This window comes from Chryseobacterium sp., from assembly GCF_029240215.1.
Lineage (GTDB): Bacteria > Bacteroidota > Bacteroidia > Flavobacteriales > Weeksellaceae > Chryseobacterium.
Genome location: NZ_JARBTK010000005.1, coordinates 21782 through 47975, shown reverse-complemented (window position 1 = coordinate 47975; position 26194 = coordinate 21782). Strand labels below are relative to the sequence as shown.

Below are 26194 nucleotides of genomic sequence, written 5' to 3'. Positions count from 1 at the left end.
ATAGTTGGTACGTTTAAATACACTGTCTCATCAATACATTTGAAGTTGGGATATAAAAAAAGGCTCTACAAATTGTAAAGCCTTTCGATATTTATTATTAATCTAATTGTTCTTTCTCATCTTCCTTTTTATCGGGAAATAGGACAGAAAGCAAAACCGAGATAACCAATACTCCACCTACAATTCCTAATGAAATTGGTGATGAGATATGATACCATGGTGCGATCAGCATTTTAACACCGATAAAGGCTAAGATAATTGCTAAACCATAAGGTAATTTGCTGAACATATGAATGAAGTTTGCCAGCAAGAAATACAATGATCTTAATCCTAAAATCGCAAAAATATTTGAAGTATAAAGGATAAACGGATCATTTGAAATCGCAAAAATCGCCGGAATAGAATCTACCGCAAACAATACGTCTGTAAACTCAATTACTGCAACTACTACCAAAAGCGGTGTTGCCATTCTGATTCCGTTTTGTACGGTGAAGAACTTGTCGCCATCGTAGTTATCAGAAACTTTCCAGAAACTTTTTATCAGTTTTGCACCTGCCGTATCGCTATAATCTTCATCATCATCACCGTCACCATCGCCCCAAGATTTGATTCCTGCATAGATCAAAAACAATCCGAAAAGAGTCATTACCACATTGATTTTAACAGCATGACCGAAAATATTCATTTCAGGCAAATAAGTTAATTCAATCAATTCAACTCCGGCAAAAATAAAGATCGCCCTGAAGATCAAAGCTCCGATAATTCCCCAAAATAAAACCTTATGATGAAGGAATTTAGGGACTTTAAAGAAACCAAAAACTAAGATAAATACGAAAAGATTATCGACTGATAGAGCTTTTTCAATCCAGTAAGCAGCCTGATACTGAGTGAACTTTTCTACCGCAACCGCATGACTTCCGGCCGTTCCGTCTGTATTGAAAACCCAATAGACAACTCCCGAAAAGATCATTGAAAGGGAAATCCAGACTACTGACCAGATTGTCGCTTCTTTTGAAGAAACCTCATGACTTTTTTTGTTGAAAACTCCTAAATCCAGAAGCAGCATGACAACGACTGTTACCGCAAACCCCCACACCAACCCCGGGTGTAAATCTAAAATGTTATGTTGTTCCACTATGTTTATTATATGTTATTATATGATAAAAGCAACAACTGTAAAAATACAGCTATTGCTTAATTTTTGAGTCTAAAATTAGATCATTTCAGACATTTTTTATTTAAAATCTTACAAATATTTTTGCTGAACGGTCTGAATCGTCTGCTCCAGTTTTCTGTCAGCTGTAGGATCTCCGATCGCATTGAATTTCCATTCGTTGTTTCTCTTATAGAAAACTCCCATTACCATGGCAACATGACCGTTGAACGATTTGTCGTTTGCGATATCATATTTAGCAAAAACCTCTCTTACATTCGTAGGTGTTCCTTCATAAATACGGATTGACGCAAAAGGAATTGTTCCGAAATCCTGACCTCTATAACTATTTAAAACCAAAGCAACGTGCTCAACAGCCGGATCTAAATTGGCAAAATCAACCGTGATCACTTCGTTATCTAAGCCGTCATCACCATTCACGTCACCTGTTAAATCGTCTCCGCTGTGTTTTACAGAGCCGTTTTTAGATTTAAGGTTTCCAAAATAGATTACCTCAGTTGCATTTTTATTTGCATCGTATAAAATACAGCTGCCATCTAAGTCAACTGCTTCTTTTGAAGTTCCGCCGAAAAAACTCTTTTTCTCGATTGCCCCCCAATTGATCCCGACACAAGCTTGAGAAAGCGTCGTTCCGTTTTCCTTGGTAAGGTTTATTCTCTGACCTTTTTGTAAGTTAATCGCCATTTTATCTTGTTTATTTATTATTAAAATTTAGTTTAATTGTTTAAATTTAAATTGAGCATTGCACGAAGAATATTGGTTTCTTCGTTGACATCAAATATTTTGCTCATAATATCTACGCTTTCGATATTTTTGAGATAATCTTTTAAAACATTGTCTACTCCTTCCGGAAGAATTCTTTTTCTTTCATGAATGGTTTCCTCAAGCTCTTCATTTCTTCTTTTAAGCTGATTCATAACCGAAGCCTGATTCGATTCGTTTTCTGAAGTATCTAAATAGGACAATTCATCATCAATCAAATACAACCTTCTTTCTTCAACGTTAAAAATGAAATGCTCATCAGACTGAAAAATCTTAAACAGCTCATATTCATCACGTCCAATTCTGTAACCACAAACGAAACGAACTTTAAAATTTTGAATATTCAGTTTCCCCAACAATTTTCTCTCGATCGAATAATCCTGATACTGATATGACGGAACATTCCCCATTTTCAGTTTAGTTTCATCAGCTTCCGTTCTGTAGAATTCTATTGCATATTTTTTGTGAAAATATAGAACGTCATTCCAGTTCAGAGAAAATTTATCTTCAGTAAGATCTTTATAGAGCTTTCTTAAATGTTCAGAAAAAACTCCGCTGTAGAACTTTCTGTCTGTTTCAAAATTATCTACTTTTTTTTCTTCAAAAGCATCAATATATTGATTGTTGATATTAATTTCATTAATTACTGCCAACAGATCATTTTCTTTTTTCTTTTTGATCTTCGTCAACAGTTCTATCAGGCTGTCAGTATACTGCAAATGGAAAAGTTCAAGTTTACTGTAATCTAAAGTCTTGTTTTCTTCGAATAATTTATGAATAATATCTGTTTTTATGTACACCGATATGACATCAATATTTTCAAAGAAATTAGAGAGAAGTTTAAGCTTTGTTAATCTTCTTCTGCTTTGGGACATTATGTTTACAACCTCATCATTCACGCTTTTGCCCTATTTTACCCTCTTATATTAGCTTTTAATTCTGATTCTAAAGTCTGAAGATCCTGATCAAGTTTTCTTCTGCTTTCTGTACCTTGTTTCTGAATCTGCTTCACTTCGTTCAACGTATTAATCAGCATTGCAGTAGTTTCTTTTAGTGTTTCAGCCGAAACAATAGTCTGCTCGTTAGCTTTCGCTACGTTGATTGAATTCTGACCCAGACGTTCTGCATTTTTTCTCAAAATTTCTTCTGTAGTAGAAGAAACTTTCTGCTGAACTTCAATATTTTGCTGCTGTCTGTGCATTGCAACTGCTAATGAAAGCTGATTTTTCCAAACAGGTAAAGTGGTCGTTAAAATCGTTTGTGCTTTTTCAGCAATCGAAACGTTATTATTCTGTACCAGTCTGATTTGCGGAAGTGACTGCATCATAATCAGACGTACCACTTTTAAATCAGCTAATCTTCTGTCTAATCTGTTGATGAAATCCCTTTTGTCAGCAATTTGGTAATCAGCAAAATTCTGAACATTGGTTTCCATTTCAGCCAATTCTACAGCTGCTTTTTCCATTCTCAGATTTCCGGCAATCACCAGATCTTCAATAGCTTTGATTGAGTTTACATTACTGTCAAAAATCGTCTGCAAAACCGCATTATCTTTAGTCGAAGTAATGATTCCTGCGTTTACTTTGTGAGAAATCTGATCGATATTGCTTGTGATTTTATCATACTTAGCAAAAAGATTATCCACTTGGGTCATCATCTTTTTCATGAAAGGAAGTCTGCTAAGAAAACCTTTTACTTTGCTTCCGTTTATCTCATCAACGTCAACATAATTTAATTCAATCAATAAATTATTGATCAATTCTCCTACTTCACCTGAGTTTGATCTTCGTACGTTTCCTAAGAAACTGTCACTCTGATTCGCTAAAGTTTTCTGCAGATCTGAACCGAAATTTACGATAGAGCCGGGATTAGATTCATCAATTGCATTTGCCAACAACTCATACTTATGACGTTCTGCATCCTGAATCTGGCTTAAATTCACATTCCCGTCTCTGTCAACCAAAACTGCCGGAGCAGAATTTTGAGTTGGCTGTGCCGGTTGAAGTGGAGTTGGCTCAAATGTCTTCAAGGGTTCGATCGACTGAAGCGGATCTATATTTTCATTGGGTTGATTATCCATAGTAAATTATTGATAAATTGATACAAATTTTTCAAGACCTTCTCTTTGTCCGCTTCCTACAGCTTCGAATTTCCATTCTCCGTTTCTGTTGTAGATTCTTCCGAATTCTACTGCAGTTTCGATAGAGAAATCTTCATCTAATTCATACTTTAAGATTTCTTCATTCGTATCTGTATTAAAAATCCTGATGAAAGAATTTCTTACCTGTCCGAAGTTTTGTCTTCTTGCATCAGCATCATGAATCGTTACTACAACGGTAATTTCTTTCACAGCATCATCGATTTTGGTCAAATCGATCTTAATCTGCTCGTCATCTCCCGTTCCATCTCCCGTCAAATTATCACCGGAGTGAATCACCGCTTTGTCAGGAGACTCAAGGTTGTTGTAAAAAATAAAGTGGTTGTCTGAAACCAGTTTTTTATTGTCATCTAGCAAGAATAAAGATGCATCCAGATCAAATGCACCACCGGTAGATGTATTATTGGTGTCCCAGCCTAAACCTACGGTAAATTTAGGTGCGTTTATATTTTCTCTTTGTCCTTTCTGTAAGTTAATAGCCATAATATAATTCGGTTTGCGTTAAAGTGTTTATATTGTTTTCGTATTCTTTTATTAAATGATAATTATTGCTGATTGCCAGTTCCAGCAGATTATCCATATGTTCCTTTGTTACTTTAGACGTAAGATAATCAAAATTACCTGAATCTAAGCCTAAAATATATTTCACAATCCTTGTATTAAACTGGAAACTTGACTTTATCATTACTTCTGCAATGTGTTCAACATTTTTTACTGCATAATAATTAAAATAGTTCTCAATTTTAGGATCAAGATCAAAATTCATCAGTTCAGCATAATACATGAATAAAAAATCTGCCTTCACGTCAAATTCATCCAATATTTTATTCACTGTAAACTCATGACTTCCGGTGATTTTAATATCATCTATAAAAATACAAAGTTTTCCTCTAAGAAAATCTTTATCCAGGTAATAAGTATCGTTAGCAATTAAATTTTTACGATCTTCAAAACTTAGATTCCCATAATCAGTTGTATAAGTGTGATTTCTGTTGATTTTTGATAAAATACTCGACTTTTTTCCTTTCTGAAACAAATAAAAATCAAGTTGTTTTTTAAAGTAAAAACATAAGAAGTTAGAAGCCGTCGGAATCGCCATATACGGGCTTGGTAAAACCACAATTTCTTTGTCTTCATCTAAAATATCTTCATGCTCGGCAATAAATCCTTCGAATAATTCTTTTGCAAATTTTTCTGCATACGACTTATCGCCATATTTGAAATAGCTGTATTCTGCGGGGGAGAAAGTAAATTCATCCGCCGAATGAATGTGGTGTAAGCTGTACCTTTTGTTCATAATTATATTTTGTGTTGAAGTAAGTGTGCGTTGAAACCAAAATCCTTTGCTCCTTTGTAGTCGGCAACCGGATTATCACCAATATGTAAGATTTGATTCATTTGCAAATCCTGATTTTTAATCAGATTTTTAACCTCCTGAAATATTTGCGGATTTGGTTTTGAACAATTAATCTCATCAGAATAAATATGAAAATCGATGTACTGATCAAGATTTTCATTAATCAGGAATTTTCTCATCGTTTTTCCTTTGATAAAACCTGTATTGCTCAAAATATTGATCGACTTTCCCTGATTTTTAATTTCATCAAAAAAGTTGTGCAAATTTTCGAAAATCACAACAGGTTTATATTCTAAGAATAAGTTTTCACTTTTTTGGTAAAACTCATTTAATTTTTCTCTATTTAATTGTTTCAGATCAACATCCAAAGAATTTAAGATCAGCAGATAAATCTCAAATGTGTCTACATTTCCGCCAATCACTTCATTAATGGAATTACAAAGATCATCGTAATATTTCACGACTTTTGAAACTTCATCGATCGGTTTATTTACTTCAAAAAAAGAGGCGAAGAGCTCAACTCTTTTTGCTTTAAATTGAGGATGAGATTTGATTAAAGTGAGCCATAGATCAAAAGAAAAATGAGCATGGTTTTGAATATCGATATCTGTTTTCAAAATGGTTTTAACTTAATTGTTCTTAGCTTTTATTGAAAAAGATTTAAAATGTGTCATGTATTATTTTTTAAATCAATTGTGTTTGAATTCATTTCAAAGATAAAATTTTTCTTTGAATCTTAATTTTTTTTAAGATTATTTAAGAGTTTCGGCAGAAGTTGAAACTCAGATCAATTTTCGTTTTTCAAAAAAATATAAAAAAATTTTTTGTCATTTAAATATTTTTTATAATTTCGCACCCGATTAACAATCAATAATGTCAACAAAAATGATAAATATTATAACTTTAAACAATCCTATCAGAGCTGTGTACTTTGGTAGCACTGAATATTTATCTGAATAACGATCGACCTTTATAAAAACAAAAATATAACGAAGGCCTATCGATTCAGATAGGTCTTTTTTGCTACCCTATTTCCAGCTTTCAAAAATTCAAGTTGGTTGCCTAAAATTTTAACGTTAAGAAAACTTCTTACTGAAATAAATGTAAGAATCATTACAATCTTGTGCTTAAAATTTATTTACAACCTTAAAAATCAACAATTTAAATTTAACAAATGAAATACAACACACGAAATATAGGGATAATAGCGCACGTCGATGCCGGAAAAACAACGCTCACGGAAAGATTGCTTTATTACACCGGAATGATCCATAAAATAGGAAATGTGGATGAAGGAAATACCACGATGGATAAAGACATTCAGGAGAAAAACAGAGGAATTACTATTTCATCTGCGGCAATTTCGACACAATGGAAAAAAGATCAGACTATTTTTAATATCAACATTATTGATACTCCCGGTCACATTGATTTTGCGGTAGAAGTTGAACGTTCTTTACGAGTTTTAGACAGCGTTGTTGCAGTTTTCTGCGCTTCTTCGGGAGTTCAGCCACAAACGGAAAACGTCTGGTTTCAAGCTGAGAAACATGGAATTTCAAAGATCTGTTTCATTAATAAAATGGACAGAATCGGAGCTGATTTTTTTGCGGTTTTAAATGAAATTAAAATCAAACTTAATGCAGTTCCTCTAGCTTTACAAATTCCGATTGGTGCTGAAGATCATTTTGAAGGAGTTATTGATTTAATCAAACAAAAAGCTTTGTATTGGATCGATGAACACGGAGAAACCATTATTGAAAAAGAAATTCCGGAAAATTATAAAGCGGAAGCTGATGAATGGAGAATGAAATTAATGGAAACATTAGCAGAATTTGACGAAACTTTCTTTGAGAAATTCATGGATTCTGAGACGGAAATTTCTAAGGAAATGATTGTTGAAGCGATAAAAAGAGCTTGTCGATCCAGAAGTTTAGTTCCTGTTTTATGTGGTTCTGCTTTTAAAAATAAAGGAGTTCAGCCATTGCTTGATTCGATTGTAAATTATCTTCCTGCTCCGAATCAATTGCCTTCTATTGAAGGAAAAGATGCGAAAACAGAAAAAACAATCGAACTTGAAAGAAATGAAGAAGAAACTTTTTCAGGACTGGTTTTCAAAGTCGTTATTGATAAACATATGGGTAAACTGGCGATGCTTAGAATTTATTCAGGAAAGATAAAATCCGGAGACACGGTTTTAAATGTAAGAACGGGTGAAAATTTCAGAATTTCTAAGATTTTACAAATGCAGTCAGACAAAACCTTAACGATTGAAGAAGGAAAAGCAGGTGACATCGTTGCTTTAACAGGAATAAAAGATGCCAAAACAGGCGATTCTTTATCATCCATTGAAAAACCTGTTTTGCTAGAATCCATCTCGATTCCTGCTCCAGTTATCCGGGTTTCGATTGAACCTAAAACGAATGCTGATGAGAAATCTTTTGGTTTGGTTTTAGCTAAAATCCAGGAAGAAGATCCGTCGTTAGTTGTTGAAAGGGACAAACAAACAGGTGAAACTTTGTTGAGCGGTCTAGGTGAATTGCACCTTGAAGTTACTTTAGAAAAAATCCGATTAAATCACGGAATTGAAATCAATCAAGGAAAACCGAAAGTTTCTTACCGGGAAATTTTAACCGAAACCCGAAAACACAGAGAGAAACTTTCAAAGCAAAACGGTGGAAGCGGACAATTCGCGGACATCACTTTTGAAATCGGACCTCGTGAGAATAATGAAATTGGTTTGGAATTCATTAATCAAATTAAAGGCGGTGTGATTCCGGGTGAGTTTATTCCTTCGATTGAAAAAGGCTTCAGAGAGGCAATGGAAAACGGTCCGTTGAGCGGAAATCCTTTGGAAAGTATGAAAATTACGCTTTTAGATGGCTCGACTCACAGTAATGATTCTCATGCTTTAGATTTTGAAATTGCTGCAAGAGACGGTTTCAGAGAGGCTGCAAAACAATGCAAACCGAAATTATTGGAACCGATCATGCAGATTGAGATTCAAAGTATTGAAGAATATACCGGAGTTATTACGGCAGACATCAACAAACGAAGAGGCATGATTACTTCGATTGATGAAAAATCAGGCAGAAAAATTTTCGCAGCGGAAGTTCCTTTGGCTTCTACTTTCGGATATATTTCTGACCTGAGAACGTTGACAAGCGGAAGAGCTTCGATCAGCATGAAATTGTCGCACTATGCTTTAGTGCCCGATTTCATTGCAAATACATTAATAACCTAAAAAAACGAGGGCTGTAAATTTATTTTGCAGTCCTTGTTTGGGTTAATAAGGTGAATTGTTAGTTTTTTCTTTTCTCTCGCAAATTTTGCTGATTATGCAGATTTTTTTTCTTACTAAAAATTTATTTCCCCACGGATTTCACGGATTTACACAGATGTTTGGGATTGCTTCGTCGCTTCGCTCCTCGCAATGACATTCTAACATTATTTTTCAGGCATCACTTTGTATGTTGGGTCTTCCTGAATATTGACTTCAATGACTGCTTGTGCTTTTTTCAATAATTTTACAGAATCTTCACTTAAATGTTTTAAATGAAGTTTTTTATTCAACTCATTATATTTTTTCGACAATTTATCCAACGCATCAATCGCGCTCATATCGACAATTCGGCTCTCTTTAAAATCAATTACAACTTGTTCGGGATCATCTGCAGGATCAAATTTTTCTGTAAAATTCATTACAGAACCGAAAAATAATGGTCCGAAAATTTCGTAATACTTCACCCCATTTTCATCAATATACTTTCTTGCCCGAATTCTTTTCGCATTATCCCAGGCAAAAACCAAAGCCGCAATAATAACTCCTACTAAAACTGCCAACGCCAAATTATGAAGAAGAATGGTGATTAAAGCTACCGTCATTCCGACAAAAATATCAGACTTCGGCATTTTATTGACAATTTTAATCGAAACCCACTGAAAAGTGCTGACTGCCACCATCATCATTACCCCAACCAACGCTGCCATCGGGATTTTTTCAATGAAAGGAGCACCAATAAGAATAATTATTAAAATCGTAATTGATGCAATAATTCCGGATAATCTTGATCTTGAACCCGCATTTAGATTCACTAAAGTTTGTGCAACCATCGCACAACCTCCCATTCCTCCGAAAAAACCGTTGGTAATATTGGCAATTCCCTGGGCGACAGATTCTTTATTGGTATTTCCCTTTGAGTTTGTGATTTCATCAACCATGGATAATGTTAAAAGAGATTCGATCAAGCCAACTCCTGCCATAATCATAGCGTAAGGGAAAATAATTTGTAAAGTCTCCGAAGAAAAAGGCAATTTAGGAATGTGAAAACTAGGTAAATTTCCACTGATATGGGCAATATCTGCAACAGTTTTAGTATTAATTCCAAATCCTAAAACAATTCCAAAAACGATTAAAATTGCAAACAAAGAAGCTGGAATAACTTTCGTTATTTTTGGAAAAAAGTAAACAATTGAAATCGTCAAAGCTGTTAAACCCAACATTATATATAAGGATGTTCCTTGTAACCAGCCGACAACTCCATTGGCATCGGTAATTTTGAACTGTTCAACTTGTGCCATGAAAATAATGACCGCCAAACCATTCAAAAAGCCATACATTACAGGTTGTGGAATTAATCTCACGAATTTTCCGAGCTTAAAAAATCCTACTAATAATTGAAAAATCCCTGCGAGAGCTACCGTTGCGAAGAGATATTCTACACCGTGAGATTTTATTAAAGCAATCAAAACAACGATAGTCGCTCCTGCTCCACCGGAAACCATTCCGGGACGACCGCCTAAAATCGCCGTAACCAATCCCATCATAAAGGCTGCGTACAAACCTGTTAAGGGTGAAAGTCCTGCTAAAATTGCAAATGAAAGCGATTCCGGAATCATGGTCATTGCAACGGTAAACCCGGCTAAAAGTTCATTTTTATAGTTGATCTTTTTTGAAAAATCAAAGAGCGCAACAGTATACTTCATTCTTTTAAATAATTACATATTTCATAAAAAAACAATATGAAATTGATTAAAATTCAACGATCATCTTTTAGCATTTCTAATGCGTTTACGCCACAATATTTACAATTCGAACGACTATTTATATTTTGACAAAGGTAAAAAGTAGCATTTACTTATACAATCTTTTAAAATGAAAGAATTTCGCAACAAAACCAAGCTTCCTTTGTTGAAATATTTTAAACAAAAAGCCAAATAATAAAAACATTTCAAATCATAAAATAGTTTAAACCAATCAATCATCAACATAATTTAATTATTATTAATTATAATTAAATTCAAACTTAGTATTTATTAGCAATTTTTATGTATTTTTGAAATGTTAAACAGATATTCTCTGTGAGAATTTTAGACACTTTTGCAATCAAAGAACTTCCCTCGACTTTGACAAGCAAAAAACCAGATTACAAAATGTAAAATATTTAAAATAAATTATAAAACGTTGATTTTAAACATAATACAATGAAATAATCCTTCGTTTTTCAAAAAACCAGCTCTGGAATTTTCAATGAGTTTTGGTTTAACTCAATAAATGAACAGATTTATGAAAAATGTTTTAAAATAAAAATTTTATTTACAAATGTTATACAAAGTAATACATATTGGCAAAGTAATAAAGGAACTTGTAGATCAGAAAGAGATTGCAATGACTAGAATATGCAACTTTCTGAGTAAAGATGAGGATTTTGTAAATAATGTTTATGAGAGCAAATCGATCGATACCGATATTCTTTTACGATGGTCAAAATTGCTGGAGTATGATTTTTTTAGACTTTACAGCTCTCATCTTATTTTGTATGCTCCACCATCGGCCGTGAATAAAACAAAACAAAAATCTGGCAACACACCGCAATTCAGAAAAAATATTTACACTCAGGAAATCAAGAATTTTATTATTAAAAAAATTGATACCGGGGAAATGACGCAGGCAGATGTTATCAAAGAGTATTCTATACCAAAGAGCACACTTCACAGATGGCTTCAGAAAAAATAAGAACATTATGAAACCAAATTACAGTAAAATTTATCATGATCTTCTGCTTGCAGAACATCCTGAAAAATTGAAAGACGCAAAAGTCAAAGAACTTTTAGAAAACCTCAATACCAGTGAAGAAGTGATCAGGTTTAACGAAAAGGTTTTCAAACAGTCAAAAGAAAGCCAGGAAAACAACCAAAAGCTGAGAACATATGATAAAGAAACGATGCTTAAAATTCTGATGTATCAAAAACAGCACGGTTTTTCGAGCAACTATATCTCTAAGCAATATAAAATCAGCAGAACAACCATTGCTAAATGGAAGAAAATCTGCGAAGAAGACATTCAACAAAATCAAACAAAAAATACTACGCCCAAAACGTAGTATTTTTTTGTAATAAAGGCAACAATCGAGAAAAGAACGGGGCAAGTCTGTGCCGGAGTCGAACCGGATAACCTTGTAGGAATTATCTGCCTCGTTATTCCTCCCCAAAATGTGACGATGGAACTTTTCTCTACGACACTTTAATATTAAAAAACAAGGCAACAATCAAAAAGCGCAGTCGCGCTCTAACCAGCTGAGCTACTCTCCCTTCTAAATTTGTGTTTCGTTGTGGAAGAGGCGGGACTCGAACCCGCGACCCCGTCGTTGATAGCGAAGTAACACTATTCTACGGCACTTGTTATTATTTTTATAAAAGAGGTAAAAGGCGAGAAAACCAATATATAAGCCATCTTTCATGGCTTATTTTGGAGTTGAACCAATATCATAAGATTTACCGAAGTAAGTTTTCTCTACGACACTCTTATTAATCAAGGTAAAAAATTAAGAATCTTTCAGTGCATTTGCTCTACCAACTGAGCTACTTTCCTTAAGAAAGGCAGGATTCGAACCTGCGACCCAATGTTTGGATATCGAAGTATGATTCTAAGACGACACTTGATTTTTATTTTATAGTTTTAATGTTTATAGTTTTTATAATCGAGCAAAAATTTGAAAGAGACTTTTTTCAATTTGGATTCGAAGGAACTCTTTCTTACGACATCGATTGTTTTTAAGTAAGGTAAAAAATCAAACAGAACTCGTGTACAGCACACTACCAATTACGCCATCCCGAATTTCGGGAACAGGACTCGAACCTGTATAACTGCCCATTAACGAAGTAACTCTATTTTACGACACTTACTTTTTTTAATTTTATGGTTATTACTTTTTGTTGTTACAAAATTATTGCGTTAGTGCGCATTCTTTTTACGCAGTTAAAATTATTTTAAATGAAAACCAAGTAACAGGTTATAAGAGTTTTGAATGTTGTTCAAGTTATAAGTTTGATCGATGGAACTCTTATGGTAACGACATTGGTTATTTAAAACCGAGCAATTTGCGAAAAGACTCATTTTTCAATTGGAAGTCGAAGGATTTCTTTTCTTACGGCATCGGTTATTTTTTAGGTCATTGCGAGGAATGAAATGATGAAACAATCTCTTGAAATATTTGTTGAGATTCTTCACTTCACTACGTTTAGTTCAGAATGACAAACTGTTAGTTAAACATTGTCTCCTTATAGCCCTGATTGAAACGGCATCCTTTTTCTGAATTGGCGTTGGAAAAAAAGCGTTGGAGAAAAAGATATAGTGCTGTGCTTCGACTTCGCTCAGCATAAATTCCAAGCGGGAAATAGCTTCTAAAAAAATTGGTTATTAGTTTTTATTTTTAAAAGCAGTGCCTTTTACAGCACTACTTTTTTTATTATTGCTACCGATGATTTTCGGTCTTCCAAAGCATTCAGTACATCGAAAATTTTGTCGGACCAACCCGCGATAAGATATACATCATTTTTTCTGACATCCAACGGTTGTTTTCCGTAACCTGCCAAATCAAAAATATACAATTTTGCATTTGGATTGAAACTTTTGTATTGATTCCAAGAATTTTCAAAAGAATTTCTACCACCATTGCTATCCCAAAGCTGAGTATCGGTGAACAACATTACTTTATCCACTTTTTCTCTTTTTCTGATCAAATCTTCGATCACCAAATAACCATTTGTGGAGTAACCAACTTCACCTTCTCTTTTGTAGAACGCATCAACGTTTCTCAATATCCCGTTTTTAGGCATCGGAACTCTCTTCCAACGGTCACCAAACATACCTGAAATCATATTTTGCACTGTGACTGCAACATCATCGACATCAACAAACCAATATCGTACAGCAAAACTTTAGATTTCGGAGAAACCGGCTGTTGCATCGAACCGGAAACGTCTGCTGCGATCACAACTGAAGTATCGAAACCAAAACCTTTGATATTTTTCGCACTCACCATCACCGCATCTTCCAATGCTTCTAAGATTGATGACAAGTAAGGTGAATCGATCGTTTTCAATTCTCTGTACGCCGCCAAAAATCTGAATGGCAATTGTTTTGAATTTCTCACTGCTTTTTCATCCGACAAATAGTTGCATACTTTGTACATCGCGTCTGAAGAAACGTTCGCTTCTATGATGTTTCGCAAGTTTCTCAACGTTGCCATATAACCCAATTTGTTACTGAAAATCAATTCTTCCCATTTGTTTTTGAAAGCTGATTTTCTTTCCGCATCATTAGCAAATTTTGTTTGACCTAAAACCGAAAGTTCAACTTCCCAAGTATATGAAGTTTCCAACGAATCATTGACGATTTTGTTGAAAATTGCTTGTTGATTTTCGTCTTTTGCTTTTGGGTGAACCAAGAACAAGGCATCTTTCAACGTAACATCAGCTTTTCTGTTGTATTTTGCGAATTGGTATTCATCAAATTTATTGAAGGATTTTACCAAACCTTTTTGAATTTGTTTTGAAAGTTTGTTCAGCTTTTTTGTTTCTGTTCTTTCGTTGGCTAATTGATAATATGCCAACAATTCCGTGATTTCGTCTGCTCTTTGAATCACTCCGTCAACGGTTCTGCTTACCAAGTCAGTACCTGAAGTTTGTTTCGCTAATTCGGTCGTCAAAACCAACGGAATTGAACGCAAATACATATCTTTTCTTGCATAAACCGCCAATTTTGCAACGAATTCAGGATCGTTTTTCTGAATCAGAGACTGGATTCTCGCCAATCTGTCATTTCCCTTTTCATAGGTTGCGTTTGATAATCCTGTTGTAACAACAGCACTGTATAGTTCTTCTGCAGGTTTCATTGTATAAGCTTTTGCACCTTCGTAGTTCATGACTACTTTATTCTCTTTTCTTAAAAAATTAAATTTCATGGTTACTGTTTTTTTTGTTAAACATTTTTGGAGGATTATCACTTCCTCTCTGATTTCTTATGCAAAGTAAGAATAGTATTGCGCAGTGTTTTTGCGTAATTAAAATATTTGTGAAAAAGTTTTATTTTTTTTGATTAATTAATCGCTGAATAGTTTTCAAACATCACAATACCATAAAGTTTGTCATTCCGTAGGAATCTCGGTTTCATTATTAAAAGTATTATTGAGATTCCTACGGAATGACAAAGATGCTGTAGAGTCTATAATGAATAAAATCTATCTATCATTCATTTTACATAAAGGAATTGCTAATTTGGAGTTTTTGGAAATCCGTTGTCTAGCTTTGTGTACATTAAAATGTAAGCTATGATAAAAGGATTATATGAAACTCACATACTGGTAAGTAATTTGGAAAATGCAATAGAATTTTATACTAAAGTTTTAGGATTAGAATTTGCTCATCATGATGGAAACCGTCCAATTGCATTTTTATGGATCGGAAAAAATAAAGAAGCAATGCTTGGTTTGTGGGAGCAAAAAGAAGATTTACAGACGAGACATTTTGCTTTTTCCGCTGATAAAGAAGATATTTTAAATTATTCCGTTGAGTTTTTGAAAAATAAAAATTTAAAACCTTACAACTTTTTAAAAGACGGAATTGATGAGCCAATGGTTTTTGCGTGGATGCCGGCTTTAGCAATTTATTTTAATGACCCGGATGGAAATCAACTGGAATTTATTTCTATTTTGGAAGGAGAAGGAAAACCTGAGTTGGGAGTCATTTCCTATGAAAAATGGTTGGAAAACAAATAAAAAAAGACAAATCTAAAATTTAGATCTGTCATTTTTTGTAACCTTGATGAGATTCGAACTCACATTCCCTATTGGCATTGCGGCTGTAAATACGCTTCCCTACTTCTCCTAAGATTTTCGGTGCTTCTGTAAACTCTACCCATTAGTCCGCGCACGTCTAACCGGAATATCCGCAAACTCTACGGTAAGCAATATTTTGCCGTAGGCTTTTCCTTTTAAGCTACAAGGCTGTTTGTAAAGCAGGCTTCTTTTTACAGAAGCCCACCTTTATAGTAATGATTATTAGTTTTATTTTGCAAAGATCTCTTTCAGCTGAGAAAGGATATTACTGTTTCCAGAAACGGTGATATCTCCAATTTTGTCGGCGATTTTCTCCATATATTCCATTTCTTTCAGTTTCCACAAGACTTCGTTTTCTTCCATCAGTTTTGCGGTGTTCAACAAACTTCTTGTGGAAGCCGTTTCCTCACGACGCATGATGCTGTTGGCCTGAGCTTTTTTCTCGGCGATCAAAACCTGATTCATGATTTCTTTCATTTCTCCGGTCAGGATCACGTCACGGATTCCCGCGTCAGAAGCTTTCAGACCAAGATCTTCGGCTTTATTGCCAAGATTTTCAAGGATTTCTTTTCCTACAGAATCTTTTTTCACCAGCAATTCATCCAATGTCAAAGCTCCAACGAACTCACGTAAAGCCAATTGCATCAAAATATATAATTGCTTATCATATTCTTTATTTTCCATCAAGGCTTTTTCAATGTTTTCCACCTGAAAACGCACATAGAAATTGATACGAAGCATCGCTTTATCTTTCGTTAAAAGTTCCTGACCTGCAATTTCCATTTGTTGCGTACGCGTATCAATGGCTTTTACCTCAAGAGAAATTTCGTTGTTCCAGAAATAGTAAGTTCCGGCTTCCAGAACTTTGGTTAATTTTCCGTCAATTAACAATAATCCTTTATATTGATTCGTCACCACAAACTTTCTTGTGAAATTTTTCAACTTCATATTTTCTAAGATCGTTTTGGAGATTTTCTCTGTAATCTCGACTTTCGTTAAGTCAACTTTTTGAAATTCTCTATTCAAAACACCTTTCCAGAAAGCATACTGGCCAACATTCAAAACTTCTTTGAAGATTCCGTTTTCCTGTACCAAAACGATTTCACCATCTTTTACGTCAACAACTTCCAACATTGAATTCAAACCTTCATTTTTCAATAAAAGATTCAGGTCTTCAGTCGTTGTAAACTGGTTTTTCATTTCATGAATTTCCACAGATTTATTCCCAAAAATCCAATGATTACCCTCTTTTAAGATCTCAATTAAGTTTCGGTTTTTGAAAACTAAACCAATCTGATACGCTTTAATTTGTACATTTTTAAACATCATATTTTATTTTAAGTGTTATTAATTTTAATTAAAAAAGAAAAATTCGAGATTCTCTCTTCCAAAAATGGCGGAAGGAAAGTTTTTCACAAAATTCCATTCATTTCAGAATAGTATTCTTAAACTTATTTTCTAATGAATCAGATCCTGGGCGTGTCCCTTGCCATCGCTGAAAGCAACAACTCGGGTCGCTACGTTCACTTCTATCTTTTTTGCAAACAAAAAAGGATATTCGTTACCATCGCTCACGCGGAAAATCGTCCTTCTTAGAAAATTCAGTCCAATTATTGACTACTCATAAAGTAAATTTTATTTCCAGAAAAAATCTTTTCTTACAAGCTTTTTCAAAATGTTGATTCAACAACTGAAAAAAACTCAAATTTTCCATGGTGAATATTTTTAACGAGATATTCAAGCTCTAACTAAAAATAGATTTTGAGTCTATTTCAACCTACATTAAAAGTGTAGTGCTCTAACCAACTGAGCTACCTCATCCGAAGTGAGGGAGGGAGTCGAACCCTCGCATCCAAAAAAGCTATTACTCTAACCGAACTGAGTTATATTCCCTAACGGAAATAGAAGGATTCGAACCTTCGACCCATAGCGCATGGTAGAAGTTTTTTGGCAAACTCCTGAAACCTTCAAATCAAGTTGAACAGAAAAAATTAATGTTTCTCAACAAAATCTCCTGCAATGGTGCTATACAGAAACACTCAACAAGACTTGCCTGATATTTTGACTAAAATCTGTTTTCAAAATTTTAGTATTGTTTTATTTTGATGATGCAAAGTAAGGACGTTATTGCGCAATGTTTTTGCGTAGAATATTTTAATGTGTTTTTTTTTATAATTTTCTTTTGTCTTAAAACAAATGAAACAATCCCGAAGCTTCGGGACAAGACTTGGAAACTTACGCTAAAAATTAATTCTGTTCTCTAAAAATTCTAAAACTCGCGCGAATTCGGCATTGGTTCTTCGATTCAATATTGGTCTCGCGCTCAAACAGTAGAATTTTCTTAACGTTCACAGAATTAATTTTCTTAACGCTCCATTTTCCTATGTCAATAAAAAAGCTCCCCATAAAAGGAAGCCATTTCTACATTGCTATATTTTTACATTACTATTGTTGCAAACACCAATACAAAATTTTCGCAATATTCTTTGCATCATCCACACCTCTGTGATGAGTGCCTTCAAGCTTAAAATTCAACTCGCCTAAAGCTCTTGCCATTCCGACACTTTTTCTGACGGTCGGATGCGTTTGTCCGAATAATGTTTTCACATTAATATGATCATCACTCAAAGGATAATCGACATTGAATCTTCTTGCCTGATTTTGAAGCATATTCAAATCATAATTTCCATAACTCGCCCAAGTCAGGTCTTCAGAATCGTATTCTGCTCTCAGAATATCTAATGCATCTTCTAGCAAAATGCCATCTTCATCAAGCATTTTCTGAGTAATGGAAGTCAGTTCCGTACAAAACGGACTTACTTTTGAATATTGAGGTTTCACTAAGATTCCTTCATTTTGTGAAATCTTACCGGTTTTTGCATCCATAATACAAACGCCGATTTCTATGATTTCGCTTTCCTGACCTCTCGGCGGGCGGTCATCCCAACACGTTGCTTCGAGGTCTATAATTAATATATTGTCTGTTGTTTTCACTTTTTTAAATTGTTTATTGTTAAAAAATTACTCCAAAATCTCTCTCAAAATTTTGGCAGCATTGTAAGCATCGTCTGCCCCGCTGTGATGATTTCCTTCAAAATCCATGTTCAGGAACTTTAGAGCTCTTTTTAAACCCATCATTTTATGAAGTCCATTATAATTTTTGAATTGATGCATCACATTCAGATAATTTTCGGAAAAAGGATTTTCTATACCGAGATAGTCACATTGTTCCATGATTTGCTCTTTATCAAAATTTCCAAAACCAGCCCAGGTAAGCGAAGTTGAATCATATTCATTCCTAATTTTCTCACAGGCTTCTTCGAAATGAATTCCTTTTTCTTCTATCAATTTTGGAGTAATTCCTGTCAAATCTGTACAAAATTTATTGATTTTAGACCTTTCCGGAATGACATAAATGCTTTGTTTCTTGGAAATTGCTTTTGTTGTTCTGTTTAATTCGCAAATTCCTATCTCTATAATATCGACTTTTTGACCAGCGGGAATTCTGTCGTTTTCCCAACAAGTGGCTTCTAAGTCGATAATTAATATTTGATTTGTTGTTTTCATTTTAATTTTTTTTATTCTACATATTTTTTATTCATCTGCATTCGGTTTTACTAAATTGGAAAAAAAGCGGGAAGAAATACCCTAAAGAAGAATTGCTGCTAAAGCACTGCAAAGATAAAACCACGAGTACGCATTCTATTTACGCAGTAAAAAAATAATTTCAAAAAAAGCTCCCCGAAAGGAGCATTTTTAATTTCTTGGAGCAAAAGGTGGTGTCCACTTTTTAGCCTTCATTAATTCCTTGACTTCCTCGTAAGAAATCGGATAAAAATTGTGACAATCGACTCCAACGTCAATGCTTAAAGCCTTTTCATCATCGGATAAAGTTCCGTGAGAATGACCGTAGAGCTGCCAAACTCCGTGATGTGACGCATTCCAGGTATGCATTGCGTAATGAAAAAGAATCATTTTCTGTTTACCCTGAGTTACTTCCTCATCTTCAATGGAAAGTTCGTGATAATCTTTAATCCATTCGAATCTATCCGAAACCCGCAGTGCAGAATATTCATGATTGCCTTTTATTAAATGGATTTTACCATTCAATCTCTCCAAAATATCCTTTGTAACATCAGGTTTTCCTAAACTCACATCGCCTAAATGGTAGACAATATCATTCTCTCCGATTTTCTCATTCCATCTTTTGATAAGCTCTTCATTCATTTGTTCCAAAGACTCAAAAGGTCTTTCGGAAAATTTTATAATATTTTCGTGACTAAAATGATGGTCGGCTGTAAAAAATATATTGGGTTTCATTTTTGATTTTGTTTTTTAATTAAAAAAGTTTTACATAATGTTTGTCATTGACTCCGTCGAATCTTCTATTTCTGAAAGAATCTAAACGTGAATTGTTAAATCTTTATTCTAAAAACTTTGCTTAGATTCCTACGGAATGACAAACGAGATAGAAAATTTATGGTTTAAATTAATTACATTAAAAAGTTTCGATAATAAATTACCGAAACTATACTTTTAAAGTCATCAACTCTTCTTTCACAACGTCAATGACCAAAGAATTCAACTTTTTATTGATTCTTTTCTCTTCGTCTTTTTCGATGGTTGTGAAAACTTTCGGGAAATCTTTTTCAAAATCCTCCAAAATATCCTGTGCAAAAAGACCAATCACTTTCCCAATCATTTTGAGTTCAAATTCACCAATTTTGCTGACAACGTTGTTCAACCTGTTTACAGTTGCATATTTTTGGATTTCTTCCCAAATATTCTGAGCATTTTCACTGAAACGAACTTCTTTTTGAATTGGTCTGTCTTTCCTAACCATTTTAGATTTCTCAGTCCACTTTTCATTTTTATTTTTCAAAATGACTCTTGAGCCGTTTCCAAAATATTTGGTTTTCAAAGTTTTAACGATCGTTCCTTCACACATATTATTTTCGATTTCGGGTAATCCCAACCAAGCCGGAATTTTAGAATCGAAAACATTAGGGAACTTCAAAGCCTCTTCCAAAGTCCCTTGAAATAAGATTTTAGCGTAGAAAAATCCGGTTTCCTCGAAAATTTGATTAACCAAATCTGTATCCAAATAAGTAGTGCCGTTTAACTTAATATCGAATGCATAAAATTCGTTGTGAGGTGCATATTCAACACCTTTTTGAACTTTTATAGCTTCTTTTACGGGCTCAACTTCTTTATGTTTGTAACCGCCACCGAATAATTCACCGTAGATCACTACAGTTTCCAAATCCGAATGAATAGTTTTCACTCTTTCGAACAAATCAATTACGTTTTTTCTGTAACGTTCCAACATTTGATGGGCATTATAGAATTTTTCATCCTTTTCGATGAAAGCGGTTCTTTTTGCGATTTTAATCTCCTTTCCGTCGGTAAAGAAAGAGAAATTAGCACCGTGAACCTTTTCCTGTACAATGAAAACCTCATCACCAAAACCCTGCAACCTTATCTGATCGATCACGCGGGCTTGGTAAGCATTTTCTATAGAGTTATATGTTTTGAAAATCATTTTTTTAGTTTTTAATAGTTTTTGAAATTTTTTAAAAGGCTTTCAATATTTTCCTTTCCCACAGGATTCATGGAGTGGCAGTAGAATTTTGGTAAGTCTAAGTAATTATCTATACAATATTCTATCAACCATTTTGCACAATCGTAGCCTGTTTTTTCTACAAATTCCTGAGAATTTGGTTTTAAATAATGTTCATCTGCAAGGTCGTGGTCAAAAGAAATCATTTCCGGAAGTCCTTTTTCCAAAATCCTGTTGACAAACTGCTCGTAATTTCGAACGATATGCCAGTCTTTTCTGAGGAAAATATCCTGTTTTGTATAATGATAAGCCTCAATGGGATATCTTATATCATCCAGAAATAATAATCTTTTTGTAAGTTCCATCGCTTTATTTTTTAGTTGGAAAAGTAAATATTCAATGCTTTGATAATACTTTTCACGTTGGTATTTGGATAAAATCCGGAGCTATTGATGCAATTTATTTCAACAACTTTCCAGCCTTCATCCGTTAAACAAATATCCATAACAAAAGCTTCTTCAAGATTGAAAAGTTGGATCATATCATTGGCGAAAATCAACCCGTCATCTGAAACTTTTTCTTCGAAAGGCGCATTATCATTAAATTTATAATATCCTGCATCGATAATCTGTCCGCCAACAATCCAAAGTCTTGCTTCTTTTATAGTTCGTTTTGCTTCAGAAATCTGAATCAAAGAATCTTCTGTAATTCTGTTTAATTTATTTTCCAGTGATTCAAAAACAAAATCTTTCCATTCTGTTTCACTGAAAACTTTTCCAGTAAAAATTTTCGCTTCATTATAAGGTTTGATGAATTTGAACTCATCTTTTTTCCAAATCAATTGTTCTGAAATTTTATGAACGGAAACGTTATGATTCAAAAGGTTTTCACCATAATATTTGGAATACACTTTATACAGGTGATTTCCTCCGTAAAAAGAACCTGGAAACCAGTCGGTATTTTGTTTTGCCAATCTTGCAATCGTCACCGAACCATACACGAAAACATCTTTTCTGTCTGTTTCGAAGTCTATTTTTTCTGCATTAGGTGGAATATTTATGACATCATAGTCAATATTTAATTCTTCCAACGTATCAAAAATTTTGTAATGATCGGGATCTAAATATACATTAGCCTGAACTAAAAAATACATGGTTATTAGTTTTTTAAGGTTCTTTTATTTACTTTTTACAATACCTGATAATTCCAGTTTGGCATCTTCAGGAAATCCTGAAAGTCCGGGAATATCGTTGTATTCTAACATCACTTTTTCTCCGTTTTCTGTTTCCAGAAAATCAATCGCAACGATATCTGCTTTGATCTTTTCCTGTAACAGTTGTACTTTTTCTATCCATTCTTTTTCCGGTTGGATAATTTGATATTATTGGGTTAAAGAATTGGCTTTCCAATATTTGCCTTTTCTTTTCATTGCCCAAACTTTATCATTTATAGCCATATAACGAATGTCATATTTATAGTTAATAAATTTCTCTGTCGTCATATAATCCTGATGAATAAAGAGTAAATCTTTCAGTTCTTCCCATTGTTCTTCGGTTGAAACCAGACTTTTTCCGTATCCGCCATGATGATTTCCAACTTTAACCACAAAAGGAAACTGCATTTCCAGATTTTTCAGTTGGGTTGTATTGGTTGCTACATTAAAATCAATTACAGGTAATCCAAGTCTTTTCAATCTATTTAACATTGATAATCTTTCATAACCCATTAATAATGTTGAAGCTGAATTCACACAAGGAACTCCGGAATATTCAATCAATTCCAAAATATTTCTATGTTTTGCTTCAGGATTTACAGCTCCCAATCTCCAGAAAATAATATCCGGTTTGCAAACTCCATCTGCATCAATGACATACAAAGAATCTTTTACGATAAATTCTGAGGTCTGAACTTTCTTCTGAACCACATTAAATCCTGCAAAATAATCTTTCCAGTATTTTTCTCCGTTAATGATTAAAATTGTTTTCATAATTTATTTTTTTGGATGGAAGTTGGAAGCTGGATGAAGGAAGTTAAATTCATACTTTAAAAAAACTTCAAGCTTCCATCCTCCCGATTCCAGCTAAATTTATTACACCATCATATCAGCACAATTAGAACTTGCGAATGCGTAAGGTTTTGCTTTAAATATATAACCCATTCCCAGAATATATCCCATTGCGTCTTTCAAAGCAACGTTGGATTTGAAATCCGGATCGGTGTTAATGTCTGCGTGTACCTCCATTTCCACATCATAAGTTTCCAGAATAGAGCAAATTGCATAGGCGATTTCTACGGATTTGTTGACCTCGTTCAACATTCGCTCTTTGATACTGATATTCTGTATTTCTCTTTCTTTTCTGATAAAGGTAAACGCTCCTTTTCCTTCACGAATAAAGACAACTGCCGTAGCATAATTAATGGCATCACCATAAACGTGAGAGTCTGAACCCACACACACTTTCAGTCGGTGTCCATTTGCCTGTTCGCGGATGATGGCTTCTTCTACCAACTGTGTGATAGAGTGTTGGAAAATTTTTCCGGTCATGTTTTGCCATGTTTGTTGTTGCGTTTCCATTTTTTCTACATGTTTTAAATTTGTTTTATTTAAATATTTGTTTTAACGCAAAGTGCGCAAAGTTTTTTACCTACTAACTGTTTTTAAGGTTCGCAAAGGCGTTTCACTCAGCTAAGAAAACAGAGCTTTTTAATGCAACTTTTTTTGTTGATTCATCAGGACTCGAACCTGAACAACAAGAGTCAAAGTCTTATGTGCTGACCAATTACACTATGAATCAGTTTTGCGGAACAGACAGGAATCGAACCTGTACCTTTAGTTTTTCAGACTAACGTGCAGACCTGCTACACCACTCTTCCAAGTTTTTTAAATACTTTTTTGTACGGAAAGAGGGAGTCGAACCCCCAAAACCTTGAGCCTAAATCAAGTGTGTCTACCATTTCCGCCATTCTCGCAAGTTTTTCATTGGTAATAAATAATGTTTAATTGGTAATATTATAATTCATATTTAAAAATTTACGCTTGCAATTATTACTCATTGCACATTATTAATTACTTATATTCTGTACTCTATAAGGGAATCGAACCCTTGTTTTCTGCTCGAAAGGCAGGTGTCCTGAACCGTTAGACGAATAGAGCAATTAACCAACTGACCAGGAATCGAACCTAAACAACAAGAGTACATTTCCTGCATGCTGCCATTACATTATCAGCGGTTTTGTGGAAGTAGTAGGATTGTTCATGAATTTTTTAATTCTTTTTTTAATGAATTCACGAATGCTAAGCATTTCGAACCTACTCAGCAATGAAGCAACAGATTTACAATCTGCCCCGACTCTCCAACTTCGGCGTACTTCCGGATTTTATAAATGATAGTTGATAAATAATTCAAATCTTCATTCTAACTTCTAGCTTCTAACATCTAATTTCTCATTTGAAGAAAAACAAAGCTTGTCATTATTTTTTTTAGTTTGATATAAGAACTTCTACGCTCGACAAACTTTTATTTTTTCTTCGGAACTAATCTCATTTTAGTTATTTGAGATGGTTATGGGATTCAAACCCACTCAGTTTTCACAACGGTTTTGCAGACCGCCCCGACTCTTCCACTTCGGCGAACCATCGTTTTTATGTGTAATCAGCAATTAGTAATCAGTAATTTTTAAACTAACTTCTAATTTCTAACCTCTAACTTCTATTAAAATAAAGCCTGTCTTAATTTTTGTTTGATATAAGAACTTCTGCGCTTTGACAAACTTTATTTTACTTAAAAATTTATATTATGTTTAAAACTTCTATCTTCCAACCTTTACTTATTAATTTTCATTTTTTGAGTTAAGAAAAAGCCTGTCTATATTGTGTTTTTGGCGTAAAGATCTTCTGCGCTTGACAAACCTTTTCTCTTCTCTTTTGAAACAATTAACATTTAGTTATTCGCGATTCCGGAAAGGCTCGAACTTTCAACTTCTGGTTTAACAGACCAGCGCTCTATCATTGAGCTACAGAATCATTTTGTAATTTCGGAAGGACTCGAACCTTCAACCTTCGGCTTATGAAACCGATACTCTAACCTATTGAGCTACGAAATCATTTGTACTCCATAAGGGAATCGAACCCTTATTTACTGCTCGAAAGGCAGCCGTCCTAAACCATTAGACGAATGGAGCAAATTGTCTGGAAAATAGGATTTGAACCTATGACCTCCCGCCTCCAAGGCGGGTAAACAACCACCGTTATCTTTCCAGTTTTGCAGATTCACTTCAAAATTCTTTTCCGAGAGACAGTCGGATCGGAAATTATCCATGAATCGTTGCGGTCTATGCGAGAATCGAACTCGCGGTGTCCAAGAGACAGTCGGACAGGTTACCATTACCTCAATAGACCTTTTTTTGCGGAGAGTAAAGGAATTGAACCTTCACTACTGTCGTAGAACTCATTAGCAGTAAGCCGCAACAAACCAATATTTGCCTACTCTCCTTTTGTGACCTCGACAGGGTTCGAACCTGTAACCCTCGGTTTAGAAAACCGATGCTCTATCCAATTGAGCTACGAAATCTTTTTGTAACCCCAGAAAGATTTGAACTTTCAACCCCCGGTTTAAAAGACCGGTGCTTTAACCATTTGAGCTATGAGATTCTATTTGTAATCTTAGAAGGGCTCGAACCTTCAACCTTTGGTGTCGTAAACCAACGCTCTATCCAATTGAGCTACAAGATTATATTTTGTAATCCCAGAAGGATTGTTCATGAATTTTATATTTCTTTTTTGAATTCACTAATCAGACCGATGCTCCAACCCATTGAGCTATGAGATTTTCACTTTGGGTATCTCCGGGGATCGAACCCTGTTCTCCGGTTCCACAGACCGACGCTTTACCAAATAAGCTAAAGAAACCATAAAAAAAGCGCCTCTTTTCGAGAGGCGCTTTATATATTTTGACGTGTCGCTACATTAGCTGACCCATTTATATAAGCACCTTTTATCCACAAATTCACTATCAAGAATACACGCAAGTCCCATCGGCTCTTGTCCGTGTCGTTTTGAATACTGATT

Annotated in this window: 23 protein-coding genes and 15 tRNA genes; 4 read left to right on the top strand and 34 right to left on the bottom strand. The window is 34.3% G+C overall.

The annotated features are described in order from the left end of the window. Nucleotides 1–97 precede the first annotated feature (97 nt). The 7 genes from K0R77_RS11955 to K0R77_RS11925 form a co-directional block, all read right to left on the bottom strand. Entirely contained in the window at nucleotides 98–1135 is a 1038-nt protein-coding gene (locus tag K0R77_RS11955; RefSeq protein ID WP_300352488.1) for a TerC/Alx family metal homeostasis membrane protein, read from the bottom strand. A 111-nt stretch (nucleotides 1136–1246) separates the two neighbouring features. After that, nucleotides 1247–1858: a TerD family protein gene (locus tag K0R77_RS11950; RefSeq protein WP_300352486.1), complete on the bottom strand. Its 612-nt coding sequence runs from the start codon at nucleotides 1856–1858 to the stop codon at nucleotides 1247–1249. 32 nt (nucleotides 1859–1890) lie between these two features. After that, a complete protein-coding gene (locus K0R77_RS11945) occupies nucleotides 1891–2811 on the bottom strand; it encodes a hypothetical protein (RefSeq protein WP_300352484.1) in 921 nt (306 codons plus the stop codon). A 38-nt stretch (nucleotides 2812–2849) separates the two neighbouring features. Then, nucleotides 2850–4016 (bottom strand): toxic anion resistance protein, encoded by a 1167-nt coding sequence (locus tag K0R77_RS11940; RefSeq protein ID WP_300352482.1) that lies wholly within the window; start codon nucleotides 4014–4016, stop codon nucleotides 2850–2852. 6 nt (nucleotides 4017–4022) lie between these two features. After that, nucleotides 4023–4577 carry a TerD family protein gene (locus K0R77_RS11935; protein WP_300352481.1) on the bottom strand — a complete coding sequence of 185 codons (555 nt, stop codon included), beginning with the start codon at nucleotides 4575–4577 and terminating at the stop codon, nucleotides 4023–4025. Then, a complete protein-coding gene (locus K0R77_RS11930) occupies nucleotides 4567–5391 on the bottom strand; it encodes a phosphoribosyltransferase family protein (RefSeq protein WP_300352480.1) in 825 nt (274 codons plus the stop codon). The genes K0R77_RS11935 and K0R77_RS11930 overlap by 11 nt, the downstream gene beginning before the upstream one ends. Nucleotides 5392–5393: 2 nt before the next feature. Further along, nucleotides 5394–6068 carry an HAD family hydrolase gene (locus K0R77_RS11925; protein WP_300352479.1) on the bottom strand — a complete coding sequence of 225 codons (675 nt, stop codon included), beginning with the start codon at nucleotides 6066–6068 and terminating at the stop codon, nucleotides 5394–5396. A 557-nt stretch (nucleotides 6069–6625) separates the two neighbouring features. Here K0R77_RS11925 and fusA point away from each other — a divergent pair. Beyond that, nucleotides 6626–8692 carry an elongation factor G gene (gene fusA, locus K0R77_RS11920; protein ID WP_300352477.1) on the top strand — a complete coding sequence of 689 codons (2067 nt, stop codon included), beginning with the start codon at nucleotides 6626–6628 and terminating at the stop codon, nucleotides 8690–8692. Nucleotides 8693–8895: 203 nt separating this feature from the next. Here fusA and K0R77_RS11915 read toward each other — a convergent pair whose 3' ends face one another. Continuing rightward, a complete protein-coding gene (locus K0R77_RS11915) occupies nucleotides 8896–10434 on the bottom strand; it encodes a SulP family inorganic anion transporter (protein WP_300352475.1) in 1539 nt (512 codons plus the stop codon). 616 nt (nucleotides 10435–11050) lie between these two features. Here K0R77_RS11915 and K0R77_RS11910 point away from each other — a divergent pair. Together K0R77_RS11910 and K0R77_RS11905 are read left to right on the top strand one after the other, a co-directional pair. Then, nucleotides 11051–11464, top strand: a complete 414-nt coding sequence (locus tag K0R77_RS11910; RefSeq protein WP_300352473.1) for a transposase — start codon at nucleotides 11051–11053, stop codon at nucleotides 11462–11464. Between the two features lie 7 nt (nucleotides 11465–11471). After that, the gene (locus tag K0R77_RS11905; protein ID WP_300352471.1) at nucleotides 11472–11831 is read left to right on the top strand and encodes a helix-turn-helix domain-containing protein; all 360 of its coding nucleotides are present in this window, start codon (nucleotides 11472–11474) and stop codon (nucleotides 11829–11831) included. A gap of 1345 nt (nucleotides 11832–13176) precedes the next feature. On the opposite strand, the gene K0R77_RS11900 is transcribed toward K0R77_RS11905, so the two are convergent. Both K0R77_RS11900 and K0R77_RS11895 read right to left on the bottom strand, forming a co-directional pair. Continuing rightward, on the bottom strand, nucleotides 13177–13608 hold the full coding sequence (locus tag K0R77_RS11900) for a hypothetical protein (RefSeq protein ID WP_300352469.1): 432 nt from the start codon (nucleotides 13606–13608) through the stop codon (nucleotides 13177–13179). Next, nucleotides 13605–14693: a TROVE domain-containing protein gene (locus K0R77_RS11895; protein WP_300352467.1), complete on the bottom strand. Its 1089-nt coding sequence runs from the start codon at nucleotides 14691–14693 to the stop codon at nucleotides 13605–13607. Before K0R77_RS11895 ends, K0R77_RS11900 begins: the two co-directional genes overlap by 4 nt. 366 nt (nucleotides 14694–15059) lie before the next feature. On the opposite strand from K0R77_RS11895, the gene K0R77_RS11890 reads away from it, so the two are divergent. Continuing rightward, the gene (locus K0R77_RS11890; RefSeq protein WP_300352465.1) at nucleotides 15060–15506 is read left to right on the top strand and encodes a VOC family protein; all 447 of its coding nucleotides are present in this window, start codon (nucleotides 15060–15062) and stop codon (nucleotides 15504–15506) included. A 288-nt stretch (nucleotides 15507–15794) separates the two neighbouring features. Here K0R77_RS11890 and K0R77_RS11885 read toward each other — a convergent pair whose 3' ends face one another. The 24 genes from K0R77_RS11885 to K0R77_RS11770 form a co-directional block, all read right to left on the bottom strand. Further along, complete coding sequence (locus K0R77_RS11885) at nucleotides 15795–16892, bottom strand: slipin family protein (protein ID WP_300352464.1); 1098 nt, start codon at nucleotides 16890–16892, stop codon at nucleotides 15795–15797. 419 nt (nucleotides 16893–17311) lie between these two features. Beyond that, nucleotides 17312–17388: transfer RNA gene (locus K0R77_RS11880), tRNA-Lys, on the bottom strand. A 623-nt stretch (nucleotides 17389–18011) separates the two neighbouring features. Continuing rightward, nucleotides 18012–18560, bottom strand: coding sequence for a 3'-5' exonuclease (locus tag K0R77_RS11875; RefSeq protein ID WP_300352462.1), 549 nt, complete (start codon nucleotides 18558–18560; stop codon nucleotides 18012–18014). 27 nt (nucleotides 18561–18587) lie between these two features. After that, the gene (locus tag K0R77_RS11870) at nucleotides 18588–19133 is read right to left on the bottom strand and encodes a 3'-5' exonuclease (protein ID WP_300352460.1); all 546 of its coding nucleotides are present in this window, start codon (nucleotides 19131–19133) and stop codon (nucleotides 18588–18590) included. Between the two features lie 189 nt (nucleotides 19134–19322). Beyond that, a complete protein-coding gene (locus K0R77_RS11865) occupies nucleotides 19323–19886 on the bottom strand; it encodes a metallophosphoesterase (RefSeq protein WP_300352458.1) in 564 nt (187 codons plus the stop codon). 208 nt (nucleotides 19887–20094) lie between these two features. After that, the gene (locus K0R77_RS11860) at nucleotides 20095–21108 is read right to left on the bottom strand and encodes an RNA ligase, Rnl2 family (protein ID WP_300352456.1); all 1014 of its coding nucleotides are present in this window, start codon (nucleotides 21106–21108) and stop codon (nucleotides 20095–20097) included. Nucleotides 21109–21119: 11 nt separating this feature from the next. Continuing rightward, complete coding sequence (locus K0R77_RS11855; RefSeq protein WP_300352454.1) at nucleotides 21120–21491, bottom strand: cyclic-phosphate processing receiver domain-containing protein; 372 nt, start codon at nucleotides 21489–21491, stop codon at nucleotides 21120–21122. Nucleotides 21492–21502: 11 nt separating this feature from the next. Next, nucleotides 21503–22279 (bottom strand): ATP-grasp domain-containing protein, encoded by a 777-nt coding sequence (locus tag K0R77_RS11850; protein WP_300352453.1) that lies wholly within the window; start codon nucleotides 22277–22279, stop codon nucleotides 21503–21505. A gap of 228 nt (nucleotides 22280–22507) precedes the next feature. Continuing rightward, a complete protein-coding gene (locus K0R77_RS11845) occupies nucleotides 22508–23113 on the bottom strand; it encodes an ATP-grasp domain-containing protein (RefSeq protein WP_300352451.1) in 606 nt (201 codons plus the stop codon). A 102-nt stretch (nucleotides 23114–23215) separates the two neighbouring features. Next, complete coding sequence (locus K0R77_RS11840) at nucleotides 23216–23701, bottom strand: ribonuclease H-like YkuK family protein (protein ID WP_116096719.1); 486 nt, start codon at nucleotides 23699–23701, stop codon at nucleotides 23216–23218. 147 nt (nucleotides 23702–23848) lie between these two features. Next, nucleotides 23849–23921: transfer RNA gene (locus K0R77_RS11835), tRNA-Gln, on the bottom strand. Between the two features lie 6 nt (nucleotides 23922–23927). Beyond that, nucleotides 23928–24000: transfer RNA gene (locus tag K0R77_RS11830), tRNA-Phe, on the bottom strand. A 207-nt stretch (nucleotides 24001–24207) separates the two neighbouring features. Next, nucleotides 24208–24280: transfer RNA gene (locus K0R77_RS11825), tRNA-Glu, on the bottom strand. 403 nt (nucleotides 24281–24683) lie between these two features. After that, a tRNA-Cys gene (locus tag K0R77_RS11820) sits at nucleotides 24684–24765 on the bottom strand. A gap of 313 nt (nucleotides 24766–25078) precedes the next feature. Further along, nucleotides 25079–25150: transfer RNA gene (locus tag K0R77_RS11815), tRNA-Asn, on the bottom strand. A gap of 6 nt (nucleotides 25151–25156) precedes the next feature. Beyond that, a tRNA-Met gene (locus K0R77_RS11810) sits at nucleotides 25157–25230 on the bottom strand. Nucleotides 25231–25235: 5 nt separating this feature from the next. Further along, nucleotides 25236–25308: transfer RNA gene (locus K0R77_RS11805), tRNA-Glu, on the bottom strand. Between the two features lie 6 nt (nucleotides 25309–25314). Then, nucleotides 25315–25386 (bottom strand) — tRNA-Pro (locus tag K0R77_RS11800). Nucleotides 25387–25454: 68 nt separating this feature from the next. Beyond that, nucleotides 25455–25525, bottom strand: a tRNA-Asp gene (locus K0R77_RS11795). 8 nt (nucleotides 25526–25533) lie between these two features. Continuing rightward, nucleotides 25534–25618: transfer RNA gene (locus K0R77_RS11790), tRNA-Ser, on the bottom strand. A gap of 5 nt (nucleotides 25619–25623) precedes the next feature. Beyond that, nucleotides 25624–25697, bottom strand: a tRNA-Arg gene (locus K0R77_RS11785). 6 nt (nucleotides 25698–25703) lie between these two features. Further along, nucleotides 25704–25777, bottom strand: a tRNA-Lys gene (locus K0R77_RS11780). A gap of 7 nt (nucleotides 25778–25784) precedes the next feature. Beyond that, nucleotides 25785–25858: transfer RNA gene (locus K0R77_RS11775), tRNA-Arg, on the bottom strand. Between the two features lie 104 nt (nucleotides 25859–25962). After that, nucleotides 25963–26030: transfer RNA gene (locus tag K0R77_RS11770), tRNA-His, on the bottom strand. Between the last annotated feature and the right edge of the window lie 164 nt (nucleotides 26031–26194).